Source organism: Nostoc sp. CALU 546, assembly GCF_048836525.1.
In genome coordinates this window covers 155130-176298 of record NZ_JAWJTF010000001.1, presented here as the reverse complement: position 1 = coordinate 176298, position 21169 = coordinate 155130, and the positions used below count along the sequence as shown (strand labels likewise).

Here is a 21169-nt window from a genome sequence, read left to right as displayed (position 1 = left end):
TGCTGAGTAGTTATTGAATACTCAAGAATAGGCGTTGCTGATTTCAGTTTAGCAACGCCTTTTATTTTAGACATTTTCAGGCAGATAATTAATATCTAGTATTTGTTCTAAGGTATAAATACAATACTGAGGTAAGTTATCTAGTTTCCCCTCAGTTTTCTCAATTACATACCCTAAAGCATCATCATAAATTGACGCTAATTCATTTTCTAAGTATTGATATAAATTCGTTGTCAAGTTACGTTTTAATTGATTTCTAAAACTTCTGATTTCTGCCTTCCAATGTCCATAATTATATTGAGTTTCTTCTGTCCAATATTGCAGCAATAAAAGATGTCTAATAATTTGTTCTAATAAACTAGCAACCTTGGCTTTGTCTCTCCGACCCAAATTTTCTAGCTCCTCAATTAAATTTTCTAAATCTAATTCTTCTAAATGGTTAGCTTTCAATAGCTTGATTGTTTCCTCTAACCAGAGATGATCATCAATTTCATAAATCTCTTTTAAACTCAAATTAGAACTAACTCCTTGCATAAAAACTCCTTGAGTTAAATCTTAAGATATTACAATTTTAGGATAATATTCTCTGAGGGATGATAATGTAGCCAGTGGTGCGATCGCCTAATACGAGATTACGCTGTTCTCCCCAATACCACCAGTATGCAGCAACATAAGCGCAAATTAAACTATCTAGCTTATCTTCAGTTGCTTTGAGAGCCAAGCCTGTGGTAGGAATTTCGGAAGTAAACGTAGACGCACCAGCGGCTTGCCGTAGGCTACCGCAGAGGCGCAGAGGAGGAGAGAAGGAGGGGAGGATATTGAGGAGATAATTTTGGAGTTTAATTAGTTCTAGGCGACGCTCATTAAGCCGTCCTTTTTTATATTTAAGGATGCGTTCTAAGTTGAATAGGTTAACGATTGCTGGGTGGGGAAAGACTTCTATTTGATATCTGCTGAGTTTTTGCGGTTCAATGGTGGGTGCGTGTGCAAAACCGCGTGATTCTAATTCTAAGCCAAAGTTGATGGTGCGCTCTGCAAAGGGTAAGTTTTGATTAGCTGGGTAGCATCCCGCATGATATTTACCAAAGTATTTGTGGCTAAGTTTATCGGGGAGGCGACTCCCGGTAGCGTTGGGTATGAGGGTAGGTGCATCTACGGCGATGATGGCTGGTTCCTCTGGTTGTACACTTTGGTCGATCCAGGTGAGGATGTCTGCAATGGCTTCTTTGCGGTCTAGATCGAGTAGTTGTAGTTGTCCATCTACCCATTCTAAACAGCATAGTCCACTTGGTTGCGATCGCCAGCCTAAATCAATGCCAATAAATTTCATGGTCATAACACGAATTTGCGATTATTTTCGCATTTTCGGGCAACCATTTACCTAAATTTACTTGCTAAAAATAGTGATAAATAATCTTATAATCTTAAACAGCTTGTCTTAATTTATTTTATCTGGTACTGAAGAAGAATTCAGAAGTCAGAATAAATCAGTCGGGGATTCAGACCCGCGACTGATAGCAAAGCGTTAGCGAGTCATACAAAATTCATTCTGAATTCTGACTCCTGACTGCTGAATTCTGTTCGATAAATTAATCAAGATTATTCCAATGAAAATTTTATTTTTGCATCCCAATTTTCCCTCACAATTTCGCAATCTAGCGATAGTTTTAGGTAAAGATCCTAATCACCAAGTTGTCTTTGGGACAAATCGTCGTGAAGGGGAAATACCTGGCGTTTATAAAGCTATTTACACTCCTTCTCGTGAAGCGGCTCCCCAAACCCATCATTACGTTCGCAGCCTGGAAAACGCTGTTTTGACTGCTCAGGCTGTCTATCGCGTAACAGAAAAATTAAAAGCTGAGGGTTTCGTTCCAGATATAGTTTATGGTCATTCTGGTTGGGGGCCAACTTTATTTATGAAAGATATTTTCCCGAAAGCAGAATTATTATGTTATTTCGAGTGGTTTTACCATGCTCACGGTTCGGATGCTGATTTTGATCCCAATGAACCACTGAATGCTGATGATGAATGTCGTATCCGCGTAAAAAATACGCCGATTTTAACTGATTTATACAGTTGCGATCGCGGGCTTTCTCCGACGAATTGGCAACGGCAGCAGTTTCCCAAAGAATATCATAGCAAACTCACTGTAATTCATGATGGTGTTGATACCAATTATTTTGTTCCCAAACCAGGTGCAAAGTTAGTTTTACCAAGAATCAATCTTGACCTTTCTCATGTGGAAGAGTTGGTAACTTATGTAGGAAGAGGGATGGAACCTTATAGAGGTTTTCCGCAGTTTATGGAAACGGTGGCGCTACTTCAACAGCGAAGGCCGAAATGCCACGTAGTAGTTGTGGGAGAAGATCGGGTGGCTTATGGGAAGAATCTCCCCGATGGTCAGACTTACAAACAATTAATGTTGGAAAAATTATCTTTAGATTTATCGAGACTGCACTTTACAGATAGGCTTCCTTATAATGAGTACCTTCAAGTTTTGCAAGCTTCTTCTGCTCATATTTATCTAACCCGTCCTTTTGTTTTATCCTGGTCAATGTTGGAAGTAATGGCAGCAGGATGTTTACTAGTAGCTTCTAAGACTCAGCCAGTATTGGAAGTCGTACAGGATGGGGTAAATGGATTGCTGGTAGATTTCTTTTCTCCTCAAGATATTGCTAATAGGGTTGAAGAGGCGCTGAATCATCCTCAAGAGATGAATGCAATTCGGGCGAATGCACGAGCAACAATTCTGAAGCGTTATGATTTAGCGAAACTGTTACCACAGCATTTGCAATGGATGTTCGCTGGTAAAAGTTCTGAGAGTTTGAAAAAGCGTCCAAGTTCTAAAGGGTTTGGTAGGAGTCATTAGTCATTAGTCATTGGTCATTGGTCATTTGCATAAATATTTTTAATTTCAAGTAACAGTGTGAATAAAAACCTGAAAACAACGCTTCTGCAAGAAATATATTAATTATTAGTTATTGCTCACTCACAAATGACAAATAACAAATAACAAATGACCAATGACAAATGACAAATAAATACAAAAGTGATATTTAAAATGCGAATTATTTTTACTATTGCCCATTTTTTCAAACCTAGCAGTGAGGGTCGTCATGCTTCTCAACATAAAGACCCGCAACCGCGTTTGCAAGCGTTAACTAAAAGCCTTAGCGCTTTACACCAATTATTTGGCAAATCTCAAAGTATCATTAACATTGCTCAACGACTAGCTTTTCCTGCTAACCAACCGCAGTCTCACGAACTAGATATTGTTATTTGTACAACTAAAGATAATCATCTTCTTAATCAGCTTCCCTTACCATCCCATTTATATAAGCATCATTCTACTAATGTAGAACCTCTGCTTTTAGGGTTTGAATGCCAAGCTGTTCTGCAAAGTTGCCTCGGTCAGTATGATTACTACTGCTTTCTTGAAGATGATCTAATTATCCATGACCCTTGGTTTTTTATAAAATTAAATTGGTTTACCCAACAAGCGGGTGATTTAAATTTGCTCCAGCCAAATCGTTATGAAGTCTCCCCCCACGGTTTGGTTAACAAAGCTTACATTGATGGGGATTTAGCTTTACGAGTAACTGCTCCTTTTCAAAATGTGCAAGAGCAACAGGAACTCAATGGTGCAATTATGAATGCACCAATTACCTTTCGTCGCGCCCTCAATCCTCACGCAGGCTGCTACTTTTTAAATGCAAATCAAATGACTTACTGGGCTAATCAAACCTATTTTCTTGACCGGGATATTAGCTTTGTTGGGCCTTTAGAAAGTGCTGCTACTTTAGGAATTATGAAGACATTCCGAATTTATAAAACTTCCGCAGAACAAGCAAGCTTTTTGGAGATTCAGCACTTTGGAACAGGATTTCTGGGGTTAATTGGAGGAAAGGTGGGTTTGGTTGAAAGGTAAATCGAATTTAAGAGTTTGGTTTTTGTGAGCAAAATTAATGCGATCGCTAATTTATTTTTATAAATAGCGATCGCTCGACATTCAATTAAAAGACGCGATGAATCGCGTCTCTACAAATAGACAATTTGCCGCATTATTTTTTCAAATTGGTATAATCTTAAATTGTGACTAATGGTTTTTCAACAGGGGTAGGCGTGGTTAGCGGATCAAATCCTAACTGCTCAGTAATCCGCTCTCTGGCTAAAAGGCGGTATTCCCAAAAATGCTCCCCAGCAGCACATAAACCCAAATACATATTCACAAATTGCGGCTTGGTACGGAGAATAGCCCAAAGCTGTTGCCAAAATTGACCCCGAATTTCCTGCCGTTGCCAGCCTTGTCGCCAAAGTAATTGTGCAAGTAGTCGCAGTCCTTTGCCAGGAGGAAAATACATCGTCTGCTGTAGTTGGGGATTAGGTGTAATCTTCAGGCATTGTTCAAAACAACGTCGGAGATAGTTTTTGGGTTCGTACATTGTCCAAATTGCCTCTAAATATTCTTTAGCAACTTCAGCTATCGGACGGGTAGGAACAAAATTCATTAAGGAATTCTGATCCCCCACCTCCGTACCTCCAAATCCTTCTAATAATCGCTCCTCTCGTTTTAGTCTTTCCCAGAGGGCAGTATTGGGAATAGCTTGCAGTATACCTAGCATCGGTTGAGGAATGCTGGTTTCTTCAATAAAAGCTTGAATTCGCTCCCCTGCGCCAGCCTTTTCTCCATCAAAACCAATGATAAATCCTGCATAGATTAACAATCCAGCTTGATTGATGGTACGACAGGCTTCTAACAGGGGATTGCGGGTATTTTGAAACTTGCGAGTGACTTGCAGGCTGTCTTGATCTGGTGTTTCAATACCCAAAAAGACTGCATAGAAACCAGCTTTAGCCATTAGTTCTAATAGCTCAGTATCTTCTGCTAGGTTGACGGAAGCTTCTGTCAGGAAGGTGAAGGGATAATTGCGTTCCTGCATCCACGGAATTAACTCTTGTAAGAGGCGTTTCACATTGCGTTTATTGCCAATGAAGTTATCATCCACTACGAACAGAGATCCACGCCAGCCTAAGTCATAAAGGGTTTGGAGTTCTGCTAGAGTTTGACTGGGTTCTTTGGTACGTGGTTTGCGACCGTATAAATTGATGATGTCACAGAATTCGCATTCAAAAGGACAACCGCGAGAAAACTGGATTGCCATCATTAAGTAATCATCTCGCTGGAGTAAATCAAAGCGAGGGATGGGGCTTTGGGTTACATCTGGTTTTTCAAGAGCGCGAAAGGTTCCTTGTTCTTCACCTTTAGCGATCGCATCTAAAAATTGCGGAACTGTAATCTCTCCTTCATCTAAAATCAAATAGTTAGCTCCTGCTTTTTGAGCCGGTTCTGGCACCGAGGTTGGATAAGGGCCACCTACAGCAACTTTTTTCCCTAGTTGCGCTGCTTTGTGAATTTGGGCAAGAAAGTCTTCTTTCTGTGCAAGCATCGCAGAAAGAATCACCATGTCGCACCATTGCCAATCAGCATCCGTTTCTTGGTTAACATTGCGATCGTAAAACCGAACTTCCCAATCTGTTGGTAGCATAGCGGCAACAGTCAGAATCCCTAGCGGTGGAATAAATGCTTTAAGTCCCGCCATTTTCATGAATTCGTCGTAAGACCAAAAGGTTTTGGGAAAGCGGGGGTAAAGTAAGAGTACTTTCATTGCTGTAGTCCTCTAATTAAATTTTGGTTGAAAGATTTTTTACTTTTGATAAATCCGTGTTTTGGATGATCATTGCAGAGATGATGCTACGATCCCACTACCCCTATTCTTTCTCTATCTGTCTTCAGATAGACATTTGGATTTGCAAAGGTGATTTTTTAGTCAGTTGACAGCATTACCGCCGTTGTAATGTAGCCATTTTCAATCCGGCGAGGTACTGCTATGCCAATAGACCTAACCCCCTTCCTGCTTCGGGAAGGGGGAAAAATTCAAAGTCTCTCTCCTTTTAGGAGCTACGGTGTACACACAAGTCTGAAATAGTTTACTCACCTGGTTTTCGCGTCAGTTTTACCCCACCCTAACCCTCCCCGATGCATTGGGGCTACGGTGTATACACAAGTCGAATTACCCCCTCTAACTCCCCCTTGCAAAGGGGGAGAACCGGATATTTCCCCCCTTTGCAAGGGGGGAAACCGGAAAATCTTGTTCCCTCCCCTTTGCAAGGGGAGGGCTAGGGTCTTTCAAGGGTAGGGGTTTAAAAATCAGGCAGTAGAGAGAGTGATTTGAGACACATGAAGTTGTGGAGGGGAAGTGGGCCAAGGCTCAGGAAAAAAACTACCTTGAGGTAATGGCAGGCGATTGAGAACAGCGGCCTTAATGACTAAAAATCCACGACGAAAACAACTCAAGCAACGATGGAGGACACTATTTTTAAAATTGCGTCGTGCCACATGAGTTGGTGGTAAGTCATCTAAACTACTAATCGGTAGATTGGCATCAACTTCTCCACCAACGCTGACTTGCCACAGAGTAGCAACAGCCATCGCTAACCAATGTCTCTCGGCGCGTCTGGGGTGAGTAATCTTGGTGCAATGCCAACAAAAACCGCCGCGTTTACCATCTTTAAAAAGACACTCAATCCAACAGCGCATAGAATACCAGCAAGCATCCGCAACGTCAGGTGGTAAATCGGTGAGAATCAACCAGGGGTCAGTGTAACCCGCGTCATGGCGAGCTAATAAAGTACATTTGAGAGAGTTAGTCTTGAAACAGGTAACTAAGCCAGAGAAAAACTGACCAACTTCGGACTGTATTTTCCTTTTTTCCCAATAGCTCTGCTAAGAATACTGATACTGTTGTCAGTCCGCAAGATTGGGTCATCACTATCCCAAAACTCCACATTGCTAGTATCAATGCTTGCGACTTAGACAGATGCGGCATCTTTTCTATGACTTTCCTCGTCCATTGCCTTAATTCCTCGCTTTTTCCTAAAAGCATTTTCCCCCCACACCCTGACATTCTTCACCGCATCTGACTTGCATATTTTTGCGGTCTGACAACAGTTGTGTATTTTACCTGCTTTTCTCCCTCTTTCTTAAACCCCTACCCTTGAAAGAGGGCTAGGGTGGGGTAAAACCTTGGTTAATCAGCTATTTCAGACTTGTGTGTACACCGTAGCCTTTTAGAACAGAGGTTTTCCAGATGCCGTGAAAAGTCAGGTCGTTTTCCTTGGTGAAGAGTTTCCATAGCAATCGGAGTTGAGTTAAAATCTCTCGGCGAGTTGCCCTGGAAAATGTCAAAATTAAATGAGTTTTGCGTAGGCGCAAGCGACTTGTCGCCAGACATCGCCACTTTACACAACGCGGATTTGAGATAATTAAGTTGGAATTTATGGGCAAGCAACGTGTTCTTTCTGGAATTCAACCAACCGGCAATTACCATCTAGGTAACTACTTGGGAGCCATTCGCAACTGGGTAGAAGGTCAGAGCGAATACGAAAATTACCTTTTTGTGGCTGATTTGCACGCAATTACAGTGCCACACAAACCAACACAGTTGGCAACTGATACCTACACCCTTGTTGCTCTCTATCTAGCTTGTGGTCTTGATTTAAATCACTCTACCATCTTTGTACAATCCCACGTTTCGGCCCACAGTGAACTCACCTGGTTGCTCAACTGCATTACACCTCTAAACTGGCTGCAAGACATGATTCAGTTCAAGGAAAAGGCCGTCAAGCAGGGAGAAAATGTCAGTGTCGGCTTATTGGATTATCCTGTGCTGATGGCAGCGGATATTTTGCTTTACCAAGCGGATAAAGTGCCAGTGGGTGAAGACCAAAAGCAACATTTGGAATTGACACGGGATATTGCAGCTCGGTTAAATCATCAATTTGGTAAACCAGATCAACCAGTTCTGAAGTTACCAGACCCTTTGATTCGCAAGGAAGGGGCAAGGATAATGAGTTTGGCGGACGGTACACGCAAAATGTCAAAGTCCGATCCTTCAGAGTTAAGCTGGATAAGTTTGCTAGATTCACCAGAACAGATTCAATACAAGATTAAGCGTTGTAAAACTGATCCGATTCGGGGACTGACTTTTGACGATCCAGCGCGTCCAGAGTGTAATAATTTGTTAACCCTGTATACATTGCTTTCTGGTAAAACGAAGGAAGATGTTGCAGTTGAGTGTCAGGATATGGGCTGGGGACAATTCAAGCCATTGTTGACGGACACAATTATTGAGTCTCTCAAACCAATCCAAGAAAAATATCAGGCGGTAACGGCGGATAAAAGCTATTTAGAGTCTGTGTTGCGGGATGGAGGGGAAAAAGCTAGAGCGATCGCAAATCAAACTTTATCACAAGTAAAAGCTGCTTTAGGCTACTCTCTTCCTCTCTAAGTTTTCCCTTTTAGGTGTGATTTGCTATACCATTTAAGAAATTGAAAGTCTTAATTTTATGCATCACACCCATAGCCACACAGCCTTTCGCAGAGCTGTACAAGCAGGTGAATTTCTAGTTACCGCCGAGGTAGCGCCACCGAAAGGGGGAGATCCAGCGCACATGATTCAAATGGCGGCGACTCTTAAGGGAAGGGTTCATGCTGTCAATGTTACTGATGGTAGCCGCGCAGTATTACGGATGTCTTCGTTAATGGCGTCAGTGATTTTGTCACAAAACGGTATAGAGCCGATTTGTCAAATTGCTTGCCGCGATCGCAACCGCATCGGTTTACAAGCTGATTTGATGGGCGCTCATGCTTTGGGCATACATAACATTTTAGCTTTGACTGGCGACCCAGTAAAAGCAGGTGATCATCCAGATGCCAAAGCGGTGTTTGATTTAGAAGCTGTGCGACTGCTGCAACTGATTCGGAAGATGAATCAAGGCGTTGATTGCAATGAGAAACCCTTGACTGATGGAGCGCTAGATTTATTTGTTGGCGCAGCAGTAGATCCGCAATGTAAGAGTTGGTCAGGTTTGCAAAGTCGATTTGAACGCAAAATTGAAGCTGGAGCGCAGTTTTTTCAAAGTCAGTTGATTACAGATTTTGAGCGGCTAGAAAAGTTTATGGATACCATTGCCGCTGGTTATAAAAAACCAATTTTGGCAGGAATTTTTCTGTTGAAATCGGCAAAAAATGCCCAGTTTATTAATAGATGTGTTCCGGGTGTAAATATTCCCCAACATATTATTGATAGATTGGCAAAAGCCAAAGACCCTTTTGAGGAAGGGATAAAAATTGCCGCCGAGCAAGTGCAGATAGCGCGGCAATTGTGTCAGGGTGTACACATGATGGCGGTGAAACGCGAAGATGCGATCGCGCCAATTTTAGATTTGGCTGGGGTTGCTCCAGTTAATCAGTTGGTATCTAAGTAAATAAGATAATAAATCTTTTATGAAAGCAGATGGTTCCATCTGCTTTTTTAATCCTGAATCAGACGCGTCTACACGATTTTTGATAGACTTTCAATATCCAATTTTTGCTTCACTAAATCCAGGTGAAAACTGACAAAATATTTTATAGCTTATTTCAAGCTTTTCCTAGCATCTTTTTTGCAATAGTTGGCGATAATACTGTTGATGTAAACGCCTATAAATTTGTTTCAGTTGAAGTAAAAGAAAATGCTTTTAGGATTGATGGGGTATTTATCCCCACAAGTGAAACTACAAACCAGCCACTTTACTTTGTTGAAGTCCAGTTTCAATTAGACTCAACTTTTTATAGACGCTTCTTTGCTGAAATCTTCACTTACTTTCGTCAAAACGAATCAGTCAATTTTTGGCGTGCTGTGGTTATCTATCCCCAAAGGAGTTTAGATCCAAGCGATCGCTTACCGTATGAGTTGCTTCTAGACAGTTCACAAGTGCAACGCATTTATCTAGATGAATTAGATACGGGGGAGAACTCACTGCAAGTTGCGATCGTTAAATTAATTATCGAAAAAGAAGAGACAGCCATTGACAAAGGTAGAGAATTGATTTTACAGGCTAGGCAACAACTGGCAGATGAATCTACCAGGAAGCAAATTGTAGAATTGATAGAGACTATTCTGTTGTACAAATTTACCCGGTTAAGCCGAGAGGAGTTAGCAGAAATGTTGGGTATAGATGACGAATTCAAAAAAACAAGGATGTATCAATCAATCAAGGAAGACGGCTTAGAAGAAGGTCGCCAACAAGGTCGCCAAGAAGGTCGCCAACAAGGTAAGCAGCAAGCTAAGTTAGAAGCTATTCCCCGGTTGTTGGCATTGGGATTGAGTGTAGAGCAAGTGGCGGTGGCTCTCGATTTAACGGTGGCACAAGTACAGGAAGCAACCCAGAATTCGTCTGGCTAGATTCTGGGTGCTACTTGCGATCGCACTTCAAACCTGGGTTACATCTTACCGTGTTGCATCACTTCTTGTAGATGGCGGCGAACCTCTTGTGCTTGCTCAAGATCAGATTGCCGCAATTTTTGGAACAACTCTACACAAGGCTGAGAACCTACTTGTTGTGCATCTTTGATGTAAATATCATAAGCTTTGACGGCTTCTGCCTTGTTGTGCAACACGGTGACAAAATCGTACTCCAAGTTGCTAATTGGTTCTTGAGACTGTCCGTTACCTGTATTTTTAGCCATTGTTTGAACCTCTTTTAGGATTTCTAATTAACTTTATACTTACCCTTAAAGAGCGATTCATCTTCCAAAAAGAGTATATTTCAATACGTCGGAAGTACCTTACGAGGGTAGGTTAGTAAATTCGTAATTCGTAATGACGCTCTCTACGTTCGCGCAGCGTGTCGTAGACAGACGCTACGCGAACGAATACTCGCTAACGTAATTCGTAATTAATAGCCGTCACTCTATAAATACGTCAGGAGATAGGACAGACAAGGGAGAAAATTCAACCTCATCTCCCCCACTCTCTAATTTCATAACAATTTATCCAAGCGGTTGCTTCTCATCACATTGACGTGAGTACTCGAATTCAAACTCATCATTTTGCCGTTCCCTACCTCCTCTATACACAACCGGACAAAACTTAGTGTTAGCACTCATACAATCCATGTGTGGCGTTTTAGCACACACCACAAGTAGTCCACCCAGAACAAATAACAAACCACAAATTGCCAGCGTATTAACCCAAGAAATTTCCAGCGCTCCGTGAACTACTACCTCTCGCAGTAGAGATACAATCGTTACCTCAACTGCTACTCCTACAGAGATACTATGTTCTTGCAAGTAGACCATTAATAGTCGGAATAACTCGACTAAAATCAACACAAATAGTATTTTTGCAGTCACATATTTATAATCTAGTGGCTGCATGAGGGCCATAAGTAACCCCCACAATTGGATCAGCATGACGGCAAACAAACCCAAACACAAAACAATCACAATTAAGTCTTGAAAGGCTTCCATGTTGCGAACAATTGATTGCCGATCAAGCCAGCGATCGCTAAATAAAAATCGACTTTTCTGGCGCTTTTGCATGTACATTCATTCCAATCGGGATAAGTTCAGACAACACCAGCGAGTCAACCCAATACTTTTATGTTATGCAATATTAAGCTGTTGCGCCTCAGCGAGGTTGGTAATTTAAATTTTGTGCTTGTTGCAACAATTGCTCGGCATTTTTCGCCCATTGGGGATTTCCCTGAGCATTGTATAAATCTCTAGCAAATTGCAATACTTGTACTGCATCTCCATATTGCTGTAACTGCATAAAAACTAACCCAGCACCATAATAAGCATTGGGATAGTTAGAGTTAGCTTCGGCTGATTTTCTAAAAGCCTCTAACGCCTCTTGTAATTTGCGTTGCTGAAACCAAATTGAGCCGAGATTGTAATAAGCTTCTGGATACTTCGGATTAATTTTTACTGCCTGATTAAAGGCATCTCTTGCTTGATCGAGTTTGCCTTGTTGGAGATAACACATCCCCAGATGGTAAGGAGGTTCTGGTGCATTTTTGCTATATTCTATGGCTTTTCTAAAAGATGCGATCGCTCGGTCACAATCTCGTTGCTGTTCTTGTACCAACCCTAAGTTATAGTGGGCAAATCCTAGTTTGGGATCAAGTTCTACGGCGCGTTGCAAGTAATCGTTAGCTAACTGTAAATTATTACCTTCTAACAATGCACCGCCCAAATTGGCAAAAGCTGGAGCAAACTTAGGATCGGCTTGCGTCGCTCGATAAAATGCATCCGCAGAGGGTTGTAATTGTCCCGTTTGTCTGAATGCTAGCCCTAAATTATAGTGCGCTGGTGCTAATGCCGGATCTAACTGGGTTGCTTGTTTAAAGGCTGCGATCGCATCTTGTACCCTTCCCGCCTGAATTGCCTGTAAACCTTGGTTTAACCAGTCTACAGCACTTTTAGGGTTAGATTGTGCCACCTTTAAGGCGATAGGAGAAGATAGAGCAAGAGAGGGGGAGGAAATACTAACAATCAGCAAAGTTAAACTTACTAACCCTGCTATGCGATATTTAAAGAATGATAATGCCATTGATTTTCTGACTCGCAACAATTTCAGTTAACTTTACTTCATCAAAAGTTTTTTACAAAAGTTTTTAATTTGGCATAAAAGTTTGTGATAATTAACTTTTCTTAAGCTAAATCTTACGACAGGCTACAATTTTTTTAACTTTCGATTAAAGAGAGGATAATAACAAATTAAAGAAGGGGTAATTTTGACTCCAGAGAACCATTTTTTTATCAAATAGAATTCAGGAGTCAGGAGGAGGCAGTGCGGTCTTCTCCCAAAGGGAGAGGCTAGCGCCAAGGGGGTTTCCCCCATGAGCAACTGCCGTACAGAATTCAGAATGAATTCTGTACGGCTAGTGAATGAAGAAATCAGTTGAAGACGATTGCGGACTCGCTACTGTCTTGACTCGGAATCCCGAATTCAGAATAGCTGGATTCTTCTTTAACCCTTCATATATACGGAATCATGCGGTTAGGAAAAACTTACCGCAAGGGAGGTTTTATGAACGAAAAAGTAAAATCGGGTTCGCGGAATGTTGCAATTGTCGGGCCTTATTTAAGTGGAAAAACCACTTTACTAGAAAGCTTGTTATTTGTCACAGGGGCAATTTCCCGCAAAGGCAATGTTAAGGACAGCAATACAGTGGGAGATAGTGCTGCCGAGTCGCGCGATCGCCACATGAGTGTAGAAGTCAGCGCTGCTAGCACTGAGTATAACGGCATTCGCTTCACTTTTATTGACTGTCCGGGAAGCGTAGAATTTGCCCAAGAAACGTACAATGCTTTAATCGGAGTCGATGCAGCAATTGTAGTTTGCGAACCCATCCGCGAACGAGTCCTCACCCTCGCCCCTCTATTTAAATTCCTCGACGATTGGGAAATTCCCCACCTCGTCTTCGTCAACAAAATGGATCGGGCAAATATTCACGTTTTGGAAACGTTGCACGCCCTAAAAGCAGTATCTAGCCGTCCCCTGGTAGCGCATCAATATCCCATCATGAACGGGGAACAACTCACCGGCTTTATTGATATGGTGAGCGAACAGGCATATCAATATCATCCAGGCGCACCTGCTGACCCCATCCCTTTTCCCGAAAGTTTAAAAGAAGAAGAACACATAACACGGGCAGAAATGCTCGAAGCCTTAGCAAATTTTGACGACCATTTACTCGAAGAACTTTTAGAAGACATTGAACCACCCCAAGAGGAAATTCTCAAAGATTTAAAAATGGAATTAGGGGCAGATTTAGTAGTGCCCGTTTTCTTTGGTGTAGCAGAACAAGATTATGGTGTTAGACCTCTATTAGAAGCCTTGTTACGGGAAGCCCCCGAACCAGAAACCACAGCAGAACGTCGTTTAAAAAACATCAAAGGTGATACACCTTTAGCGCAGGTATTAAAAACTTACTACACTCCCCAAGGTGGTAAACTCTCTCTCGTGCGTGTTTGGCGAGGCAAATTAACTGATGGTATTGTCCTCAATGGCATTCGCACTGGTGGAATTTACCGCCTCATGGGACAACAGCAGCAGATAGTTAACCAAGTTAGTGCTGGTGAAATTGTCGCATTGAGCCGTTTAGAAGGAATCAAAACAGGCGATACAATCTCTACAGAACAGCAATCTGCAATAGAATTGCCTAAAGCTGTACAGTTGGAACCTGTGTATGCCCTCGCTATTACACCAGAAAAGCGCAACGATGAAGTTAAACTCAGCAGTGCTATTACCAAGTTATTAGAAGAAGACTGCTCACTTGCTTGGGAACAACATGGCGATACTCACGAAGTAATCCTGTGGGGTCAAGGCGAAATTCATTTGCAAGTCACCCTAGACAGACTGCGCCGCAAATATAACTTGCCGATGACAACTCATTTACCGCAAGTGCCTTACAAAGAAACCATTCGTAAGACAGTGGCTTCAGTTCATGGGCGCTACAAACACCAAAGCGGTGGTCACGGACAGTTTGGTGATGTTTTTCTTGAAATCAAGCCTTTACCACGCGGTACAGGTTTTAACTTTAATGAAACCATTGTCGGCGGCGTGGTTCCCAAACAGTACATTCCTGGCGTGGAAATGGGCGTGCGGGAATTTCTGACACATGGGCCTTTGGGCTTCCCAATAGTGGATGTGGCGGTAACTCTGACTAATGGTTCGTATCACAACGTTGACAGTTCCGAACAAGCCTTTAAACAAGCTGCCCGATTGGCAATGCAAACAGGGATACCCCAAGCAGAACCTACGCTGTTAGAACCAATTCTGCGAGTGGAAGTGACAACTCCTAGCGAATTTACCTCCAAAGTGCTGCAACTATTGAGTGGTAGACGGGGGCAAATTTTAGGCTATGAGGGGAGAAACGATTGGCAAGGCTGGGATAATGTCTCTGCATACTTGCCACAAGCAGAGATGCAAAATTTTATTGTAGAACTGCGATCGCTCACCTTGGGCGTTGGTTCCTTCCATTGGGAATATGATCATCTCCAAGAAGTGCCTGAAAAGCTTGCTGAACGTGTCATTCACAGCAATGGTAATGGTGGTAACGGCAACGGTAAGTAATTTTGGATTTGGAATTAATCTAGAGTAGCGTAGGCAATGCTCCAAGGCTGAGATTCCTGACTTCTGAGAAAAGTCGGGAATCTTTTTTAATCTGTAAAAGGATTCGTAAATAACTAGGACTTACGCACTGTACAACTTAATCATGGTATGCATATACGAAAATGGGTCGTTTCAGCCTTTTATTAATCGTTCTTCGATGGTCATCTGTAGGGGTTTAGCAATGCTAAACCCCTACGACAGACGTGCTTTTTCAAAGAACCCATATTTGGTATTTTCTGTCAATGCGTAAGTCCTAATAACTTGTGTGAAATGGTATTAGTTTTATAAAAGCCTTTGGGAATTATGTGATTAAGTATATTCGTCTTAACTACACAGAAAAAACTCATGGGCTTTATAGTCTCTCTTGTCACTAGCCTAATTGCAATTCTCGTCTATCTCAATACACATAGCATCTCTGGTGAAAGGTCACGTTTAGCTATACGCACAATTATGATGTTGATTGGCAGTATTGCAGTACTGAATTCTTTTTCTAGGTTTTTGGTGATTGTCCCACCTGGTAATGTCGGTGTCGTCAATTTATTTGGTGAGGTTCCTGAAACTACTCTTAATCCTGGTGTCCACTTGCTGAATCCCTTTAGCAAGGTGCTGAATTTTTCTACTCGCCTTAAGGATATAAAGGAAAATATAGATGCGACATCCCAAGAAGGTTTGAGCCTAAATCTTGATGTTAGTCTTCAGTACAAGCTAGATCCGCAAAAGGCAGCTACAGTCTATAAAACAATTGGAACTGATGAAACACAACTGGTAATTTCCAGATTCCGCTCTACTGTCCGCGCTATCACGGCAAACTACCCAGCCAATGCTATTTACTCTACCAAACGCCAAGAAATTGCCCAAAAAATTGACCAACAACTCACCCAAGAAATACCGGCTTTGGGTTTCATCGTTGAGGAAGCTCTTTTACGAAACATCAAAATGCCTGATACTCTACAAGCTGCAATTCAAAACAAACTCAAGACAGAGCAAGAAAATCAGCAGATGAAATTTGTTTTAGAGAAAGAGCGTCAAGAGGCAGAAAGAAAGCTTATCGAAGCGCGAGGTATAGCTGATTCCCAAAAAATTCTCTCAGGTGGACTTACAAACCAAGTGCTACAATTACGAGCGATTGAAGCCACAGAAAAGCTAGCTCAATCTAATAATTCTAAGTTGGTAATTATTGGTTCGGAAAAAGGCGCAGTGCCTATTATGATTCAGCCAGAAACAGGAACCTCAAAGCCCTAAAATTTTTCATCGGGTCAATGTCTTGACATAATGCTAATTTTATGAATATACACTATGTAGGGGTTGCTAGTGAGGTGCGTAGGCTTTGCTCGCACTTCGGCTGCGCTCAATGACCGCCGTAGGCATCGCTCCAAGGCTGAGATTCTTGATTTCTGAGAGCAGTCGGGAATCTTTTTTAATCTATAAAAGGATTCGTAAACCGCACGCCCTCAACCGTCGCACCTGATGCAAAGTCCTCAGTATAAACTTCTTCAATTTGGTTGAGTCGCGCCGTTGCCCAAATTTGCGCGTCCCAAAACCCGAAGTAATGGGTTTCCACACCGCGAATCGCTTCTAGGGAAATGAGCCGTGTAATATCAACGACATGGCAAGCAGCTAAATAGTTACGCATTCGCACCAGCGCCTCAGCAGGAGTTAAAAGCAATCGCCGAGTCCTGGTTGTGGCCATAAAAAACTCTCCCAACACCTGGGTACTAATTACTGCCTTCCCAGAACGAATCAATTGGTCAGTAATTGCGATTGCTCGTTCCTGTTTCACTATATCTAGTGGGTCGTAGATATAAACGAGAATATTAGTATCCAGTAAAACCCTACCGTTCATAAAGGTCTTCACGCTGCCAATCCCGACCTCCAAGTTGAGCAGGTCGAGTTTTGATTTGCTCAATAAATTCTCTTTCGGCTTCCCACATTGCAAGATTAGTTTGAGGTGGAGTTATTTCACCAAGATGAAGATCAATAGCTTGGCGAATAATCTCTGCTTCACTTACACCCGCCTGTTGAGCGATCGCTTTTAGCAAATGTTCTTGACGTGGTTCAATATAAATTTGCTTGCGAATTTTACTTGACACAATTTAAATTTTATATGATGTATACATTACATTATACGTTATATGTGAGTACGCATTAGCCGGGTGTATTCGAGTAAGCTGGAGGAATTGTTTTTTCCATCTGACAAAGAGATTGACGATCGCTCAAATCTGGATACTTTTGCAAATAATCTTTTATCCACATACAACCATAGTGCAATATCTGGTTACTATCTAAAACGCGATTGAGTTGCCAGAGAATCACAACATCATCTAACCCGGCAGATGCTAGGATTGCTCCTTGATTCTGGGTAGCGGGGTAAAAGGCAACATTCAATGCTCGCTGTTCATGTCCTTCCAGAGTAGCGCGGAGGATGCCATCTAGCGACCAAAGTTTTACTTTATTATCCCAACCAGCAGAGGCTAAGACAGTACCCCAGTTGTCGGGGAGTCCAGAATGGGGGGGAATGAAGGTGATGCCATTTACCCGATCTGTGTGGGCGGGAATGGTGCGAATTAATTTACCTTCTAACGACCACAGCTTAATTGTCCTGTCCTCGCTGGCTGTAGCAACGAACTTTCCATCAGGACTAAAGACGACATCCCAAATAGTATCGTTATGACTTTTGAGGGTGAATTGTGGCTGAGATGGAAACTTTCCCTTCGCGTCCCGTTGCCAGAGGCGAAGAAACGTATCTCGACCGCCGATCGCTAACCACTGGTTATCATGGCTAAATGCTCCAGCATTGAGGCGATCGCGGTTTTTAGGTAGGGACTCACTCAGGGTTTGGATGAAAGTACCATCCCGCTTCCAGAGTTTAGCAGTGCCGTCCCAACTGATGGAAGCTATTTCTAGCCCATCGGGACTAAACACTACATCCCGCACTGTTGCGTTATGGGCTGAAATCGTTTTTAAGGGTTTTCCCTGCATCGTCCATAAAGTCAATGAACCATCGTCGCTACCTGCGGCGATCGCCTTCCCGTCTGGGCTGATATCCACCGACCAAACCTGTCCCGGTGGCGGGGTTAAGGTGTTGAGCAGTTGTCCGGCTCGACTCCACAGCTTAATGGTACCATCAGCACTAGAGGAAACGATTGTTTGCCCATCAGGGCTAATGGGCGTGTGCCAAACAGAGGCACGATGACCCCGCAATACCGTGAGAATATCGCTTTGCAGCTGCCACAACCGCACCAAGTTATCTTCACCAGCGGAAATCAAACGACGGCCATCGGCACTGAAAGCTACTTCCCATGTACCGTTAATATGGGCATACAGGGTTTGATTGACAGTTCGATCGCTGTTCCAAAACTTAATTGTGTTATCCCAACCAGCTGAAGCGAGGGTTTGTCCATCGGGGCTAAAGGCGAGAGTCACCACACTGCTGTCGTGTTCTGTGGCAGTTTCCAATAAAGTGCCAGTGACAGTCCACCAGATAACATTACCAATCCAGTCTCCAGCTACCAGAGTTTGTCCGTCAGGGCTAAAGGTGACGCTCATCAGACGGTTTTTGCCTTTTTTGGATGCGATGGGATTATTCAGTGTCCGAATTTTCTTACCCTCCAGATTCCAGAGGATGAGAGTATTATCATCACTGACCGAGGCTAGGATGTTAGCATCAACAGGACTAAACGCCACCTTTGAAACTGCATCGCTGTGTCCCTTAAAAGTGCGAATCAAGCTGCCGTCGATGCGCCAAAGTTTTACTGTCCTGTCGTTACTAGCCGAGGCAATCCATTGTCCGTTAGGGCTAACGGCGAGCGATCGCACCCAATCTTGATGTCCGTTGAGTGTTTTAACCAGTGTGCCGTCCAGCTTCCACAGTCGCACCGTGCCATCTTGCCCAGTCGAAATTACTCTATCGCCTTTGGGAGTAAAGGTGACATCAAAGACTTCTCCTTTGTGACCGCTAAGTACTTTTACCAATGTGCCATCGCTTTTCCACAGAGTAATCTTACCCTGTTGGTGAGCAGCAGCGATTGTCTGTCCGTCGGCAGTGATGGCAATACCCCGCACTTTTCCCTGTTCACCGTTTAGGCGGTTGCGTTCAATGACTTGAAAGGTGGCACGGCGCAATTCTCGATCTACCTTGGTAACTAACTCAGCAGGCACTCCCGACAATTTGCTCAATCGAGTCTGCGCTTTGATGGCACTGACTAAAGCATCTAATCGATTCCCAGAGGCAAACTGAGCTTCCGAGACGTTAGCGATCGCTTCAATTTCTCGGAGAGTGGCTTGATGTCTTTGAGCAAAGGCATACATTCCTAAAGAACTGGCGACGACGAAAGCAATACTAACAGTCCCCAGTAACCACTTTTGCAAGCGACTGGCACGTTTTTCTTGTTGTAGTCGCTTTTCAACTTCTTGCAGTCGCCGGAATTCTTCTTGTCGTTTCAAATCATCTAAGTCGGTGCTGGTGCCAAACCATTTCACCACCTGTCCGCTTCCATCCTTGATGGGAATTGCCTGATTGAGAAACCAGCGATAGTTTCCCGCCACATCTTGTATTCTCAGTTGCACTTCATAGGGTGAGTTGGTTTCTACAGAATGTTTGCAGGCGGCAAGGTTATTAAGGCGATCTTCAGGATGAACCACATCCAGGCTTTTCCAATTTGTCACCTCCGAATGCGATCGCCCCAAAAAGGTACTTAAGTGCTGGTTGGTATAAGATAGCCTACCATCTGGCTCTACAATCCATACCATTTGGGGCATTGCTTCTGCTAGTTGCCGAAAGAACCTTTCGCTTTCTTGCTGCGCCGCAAATTGCCGCCGGATTTCTTGCTGTTCTGCATCCTGACTGGCAGCAAGAAACTGGTAATCTAAATCGCTGAGGCTTTTGTTTTGCGCCCACTTTTGGGCATCAATCAGGGCTTGTCCCCGTAAAAGTCGAGATGTATCCTGTTTTTGAGAAGCAATCCAAGCTGATAGTGTTTCCGAGTAAGGACGTAATTGATTTAATTGTTCCTCTACCCATTCCCAATTGAAAACTTCTTGATATATGCGATTGCGGATTTGCAGATATCCTTGAGATTTGACTACCAAACCAGAAAGCAGCAGTTCTATGTGTTCTCTACTGTCGTCGGCTGCTACAGGCATAGCTTGTAAAAGTTGCTGATAGATACCCAGTAATCTACTAACGCGCTGGCTATTGTAAAGTAAGCGATTGCGAATTGTGCGTAAATGCTCTGGTTCGTCCTGAGATTCCCAATTTTTAATGATTTGCGATCGCACTAAACACTCTATCCAATCTGCTTCCTTACCTGGTGTAATCTCCAAAGGTGGGCTAGTTTTGACGTTGCTACTTTCTAGATTCATCCCTTGGCTGTAATGCTGTTGCTTGGTTATTACCACCAACTGACATAATTTTTGCGTTAGAAATGGCTGTCCATTAGTCCAAGCAATAATTTCTTTAAATACCCTTTGGGGATTGTTCACAACTTGCTCTAATCCCACTACCAGAGGTTGAGCTTCTGCTAATGTAAACCCTTCTAAATTAATAGCAACACCGATATTAAAAGGTGTTTTGAGTTTATCTTGAATTAAATCAGAGGGAGTTGCAACGCCAAATAAAGCAAAACCCAGTCGTTCGTATTCAGGATTATGGACTCTTTGTTGATAGCAAGCCCGAATCCAGGCATAGAAATCATCTATGCCAAAGCTTAATTGCAGCAAGCTATCAATTTCATCAATGAAAATAAAAATGCGATTGTTACTCAGATTGACTAGCAAAATATCTTCGATAAAATTGCCCAAGCGTTGTATGAGTGAAAACTCAGTTTGTTCTTGCCACCAAGCTGCAAAATCGATTTTTTTAGCTAATCCAAAACTATGCAGCAAGCGGACAATTATCCCTTTATAAAATTGTGTCGGGGTGAGTTCTTGGCTGCGTATCTGCGTAATATCAATGTAAGCACAACTAAAGCCTTCATTTTGTAATCGTTGCTTGGTATGTACCAGCAGTGAAGATTTGCCTATTTGACGACAGTTGAATACATAGCAAAATTCCCCTGCTTTCAGGGCTGTATAAAGCTCAATATCTGCTTGTCTATTAACATAGTTAGCAGCATTAGCATTTAGACAGCCACCAACTTTATAAATGCTTTTGTTCATAATAGCA

At 42.7% G+C, this 21169-nt stretch carries 18 protein-coding genes; 7 read left to right on the top strand and 11 right to left on the bottom strand.

Annotation, left to right across the window (positions count from 1 at the left end):
- Positions 1-66 precede the first annotated feature (66 nt).
- Positions 67-534: a DUF29 domain-containing protein gene (locus tag RRG12_RS00815; RefSeq protein WP_420758005.1), complete on the bottom strand. Its 468-nt coding sequence runs from the start codon at positions 532-534 to the stop codon at positions 67-69.
- 37 nt (positions 535-571) lie between these two features.
- On the bottom strand, positions 572-1330 hold the full coding sequence (locus tag RRG12_RS00810) for a DUF429 domain-containing protein (RefSeq protein WP_069073027.1): 759 nt from the start codon (positions 1328-1330) through the stop codon (positions 572-574).
- 277 nt (positions 1331-1607) lie between these two features.
- Here RRG12_RS00810 and RRG12_RS00805 point away from each other — a divergent pair, with 277 nt between their 5' ends.
- Together RRG12_RS00805 and RRG12_RS00800 are read left to right on the top strand one after the other, a co-directional pair.
- Positions 1608-2870, top strand: coding sequence for a glycosyltransferase family 4 protein (locus RRG12_RS00805; RefSeq protein WP_420758004.1), 1263 nt, complete (start codon positions 1608-1610; stop codon positions 2868-2870).
- Positions 2871-3062: 192 nt separating this feature from the next.
- Complete coding sequence (locus RRG12_RS00800) at positions 3063-3929, top strand: calcium-binding protein (protein WP_420758003.1); 867 nt, start codon at positions 3063-3065, stop codon at positions 3927-3929.
- A 157-nt stretch (positions 3930-4086) separates the two neighbouring features.
- On the opposite strand, the gene RRG12_RS00795 is transcribed toward RRG12_RS00800, so the two are convergent.
- The 3 genes from RRG12_RS00795 to RRG12_RS00785 form a co-directional block, all read right to left on the bottom strand.
- Positions 4087-5667 carry a B12-binding domain-containing radical SAM protein gene (locus RRG12_RS00795; protein WP_420758002.1) on the bottom strand — a complete coding sequence of 527 codons (1581 nt, stop codon included), beginning with the start codon at positions 5665-5667 and terminating at the stop codon, positions 4087-4089.
- A 542-nt stretch (positions 5668-6209) separates the two neighbouring features.
- On the bottom strand, positions 6210-6650 hold the full coding sequence (locus RRG12_RS00790; protein ID WP_176727102.1) for a hypothetical protein: 441 nt from the start codon (positions 6648-6650) through the stop codon (positions 6210-6212).
- Between the two features lie 447 nt (positions 6651-7097).
- Positions 7098-7247: a hypothetical protein gene (locus RRG12_RS00785; RefSeq protein WP_420758001.1), complete on the bottom strand. Its 150-nt coding sequence runs from the start codon at positions 7245-7247 to the stop codon at positions 7098-7100.
- Positions 7248-7338: 91 nt separating this feature from the next.
- Between RRG12_RS00785 and trpS the strand changes: the two genes are divergently transcribed.
- The 3 genes from trpS to RRG12_RS00770 all read left to right on the top strand — a co-directional run bounded on the left by trpS (position 7339) and on the right by RRG12_RS00770 (position 10287).
- Positions 7339-8349, top strand: coding sequence for a tryptophan--tRNA ligase (gene trpS, locus RRG12_RS00780; protein ID WP_420758044.1), 1011 nt, complete (start codon positions 7339-7341; stop codon positions 8347-8349).
- Between the two features lie 58 nt (positions 8350-8407).
- A complete protein-coding gene (locus tag RRG12_RS00775; protein ID WP_069073684.1) occupies positions 8408-9328 on the top strand; it encodes a methylenetetrahydrofolate reductase in 921 nt (306 codons plus the stop codon).
- A 122-nt stretch (positions 9329-9450) separates the two neighbouring features.
- A complete protein-coding gene (locus tag RRG12_RS00770; protein ID WP_069073685.1) occupies positions 9451-10287 on the top strand; it encodes an Rpn family recombination-promoting nuclease/putative transposase in 837 nt (278 codons plus the stop codon).
- Positions 10288-10325: 38 nt separating this feature from the next.
- Here RRG12_RS00770 and RRG12_RS00765 read toward each other — a convergent pair whose 3' ends face one another.
- From RRG12_RS00765 to RRG12_RS00755, 3 genes are all read right to left on the bottom strand, one after another.
- Positions 10326-10571, bottom strand: a complete 246-nt coding sequence (locus RRG12_RS00765; RefSeq protein ID WP_069073686.1) for a hypothetical protein — start codon at positions 10569-10571, stop codon at positions 10326-10328.
- Between the two features lie 303 nt (positions 10572-10874).
- Positions 10875-11432: a phosphate-starvation-inducible PsiE family protein gene (locus tag RRG12_RS00760; RefSeq protein ID WP_420758000.1), complete on the bottom strand. Its 558-nt coding sequence runs from the start codon at positions 11430-11432 to the stop codon at positions 10875-10877.
- A gap of 82 nt (positions 11433-11514) precedes the next feature.
- Complete coding sequence (locus tag RRG12_RS00755) at positions 11515-12438, bottom strand: tetratricopeptide repeat protein (protein WP_420757999.1); 924 nt, start codon at positions 12436-12438, stop codon at positions 11515-11517.
- A 480-nt stretch (positions 12439-12918) separates the two neighbouring features.
- Between RRG12_RS00755 and RRG12_RS00750 the strand changes: the two genes are divergently transcribed.
- A complete protein-coding gene (locus RRG12_RS00750; RefSeq protein WP_420757998.1) occupies positions 12919-14967 on the top strand; it encodes an elongation factor G in 2049 nt (682 codons plus the stop codon).
- 384 nt (positions 14968-15351) lie between these two features.
- Entirely contained in the window at positions 15352-16248 is an 897-nt protein-coding gene (locus RRG12_RS00745) for an SPFH domain-containing protein (protein ID WP_420757997.1), read from the top strand.
- 175 nt (positions 16249-16423) lie between these two features.
- On the opposite strand, the gene RRG12_RS00740 is transcribed toward RRG12_RS00745, so the two are convergent.
- Genes RRG12_RS00740 through RRG12_RS00730 form a run of 3 tightly spaced genes read right to left on the bottom strand, consistent with a single transcriptional unit; the run spans position 16424 to position 21162 of the window.
- On the bottom strand, positions 16424-16849 hold the full coding sequence (locus RRG12_RS00740) for a PIN domain-containing protein (RefSeq protein ID WP_069071572.1): 426 nt from the start codon (positions 16847-16849) through the stop codon (positions 16424-16426).
- Complete coding sequence (locus tag RRG12_RS00735; protein WP_069071571.1) at positions 16839-17096, bottom strand: hypothetical protein; 258 nt, start codon at positions 17094-17096, stop codon at positions 16839-16841. The genes RRG12_RS00740 and RRG12_RS00735 overlap by 11 nt, the downstream gene beginning before the upstream one ends.
- Before the next feature lie 55 nt (positions 17097-17151).
- A complete protein-coding gene (locus RRG12_RS00730) occupies positions 17152-21162 on the bottom strand; it encodes an AAA-like domain-containing protein (RefSeq protein WP_420757996.1) in 4011 nt (1336 codons plus the stop codon).
- Between the last annotated feature and the right edge of the window lie 7 nt (positions 21163-21169).

Excerpts from the sequence above, each read along its gene's own strand:
- RRG12_RS00815 (WP_420758005.1), bottom strand. The coding sequence starts at position 534 with ATGCAAGGAGTTAGTTCTAATTTGAGTTTAAAAGAGATTTATGAAATT.
- RRG12_RS00810 (WP_069073027.1), bottom strand. The coding sequence starts at position 1,330 with ATGAAATTTATTGGCATTGATTTAGGCTGGCGATCGCAACCAAGTGGA.
- RRG12_RS00805 (WP_420758004.1), top strand. The coding sequence starts at position 1,608 with ATGAAAATTTTATTTTTGCATCCCAATTTTCCCTCACAATTTCGCAAT.
- RRG12_RS00800 (WP_420758003.1), top strand. The coding sequence starts at position 3,063 with ATGCGAATTATTTTTACTATTGCCCATTTTTTCAAACCTAGCAGTGAG.
- RRG12_RS00795 (WP_420758002.1), bottom strand. The coding sequence starts at position 5,667 with ATGAAAGTACTCTTACTTTACCCCCGCTTTCCCAAAACCTTTTGGTCT.
- trpS (WP_420758044.1), top strand. The coding sequence starts at position 7,339 with ATGGGCAAGCAACGTGTTCTTTCTGGAATTCAACCAACCGGCAATTAC.
- RRG12_RS00775 (WP_069073684.1), top strand. The coding sequence starts at position 8,408 with ATGCATCACACCCATAGCCACACAGCCTTTCGCAGAGCTGTACAAGCA.
- RRG12_RS00765 (WP_069073686.1), bottom strand. The coding sequence starts at position 10,571 with ATGGCTAAAAATACAGGTAACGGACAGTCTCAAGAACCAATTAGCAAC.
- RRG12_RS00760 (WP_420758000.1), bottom strand. The coding sequence starts at position 11,432 with ATGTACATGCAAAAGCGCCAGAAAAGTCGATTTTTATTTAGCGATCGC.
- RRG12_RS00755 (WP_420757999.1), bottom strand. The coding sequence starts at position 12,438 with ATGGCATTATCATTCTTTAAATATCGCATAGCAGGGTTAGTAAGTTTA.
- RRG12_RS00750 (WP_420757998.1), top strand. The coding sequence starts at position 12,919 with ATGAACGAAAAAGTAAAATCGGGTTCGCGGAATGTTGCAATTGTCGGG.
- RRG12_RS00745 (WP_420757997.1), top strand. The coding sequence starts at position 15,352 with ATGGGCTTTATAGTCTCTCTTGTCACTAGCCTAATTGCAATTCTCGTC.
- RRG12_RS00740 (WP_069071572.1), bottom strand. The coding sequence starts at position 16,849 with ATGAACGGTAGGGTTTTACTGGATACTAATATTCTCGTTTATATCTAC.
- RRG12_RS00730 (WP_420757996.1), bottom strand. The coding sequence starts at position 21,162 with ATGAACAAAAGCATTTATAAAGTTGGTGGCTGTCTAAATGCTAATGCT.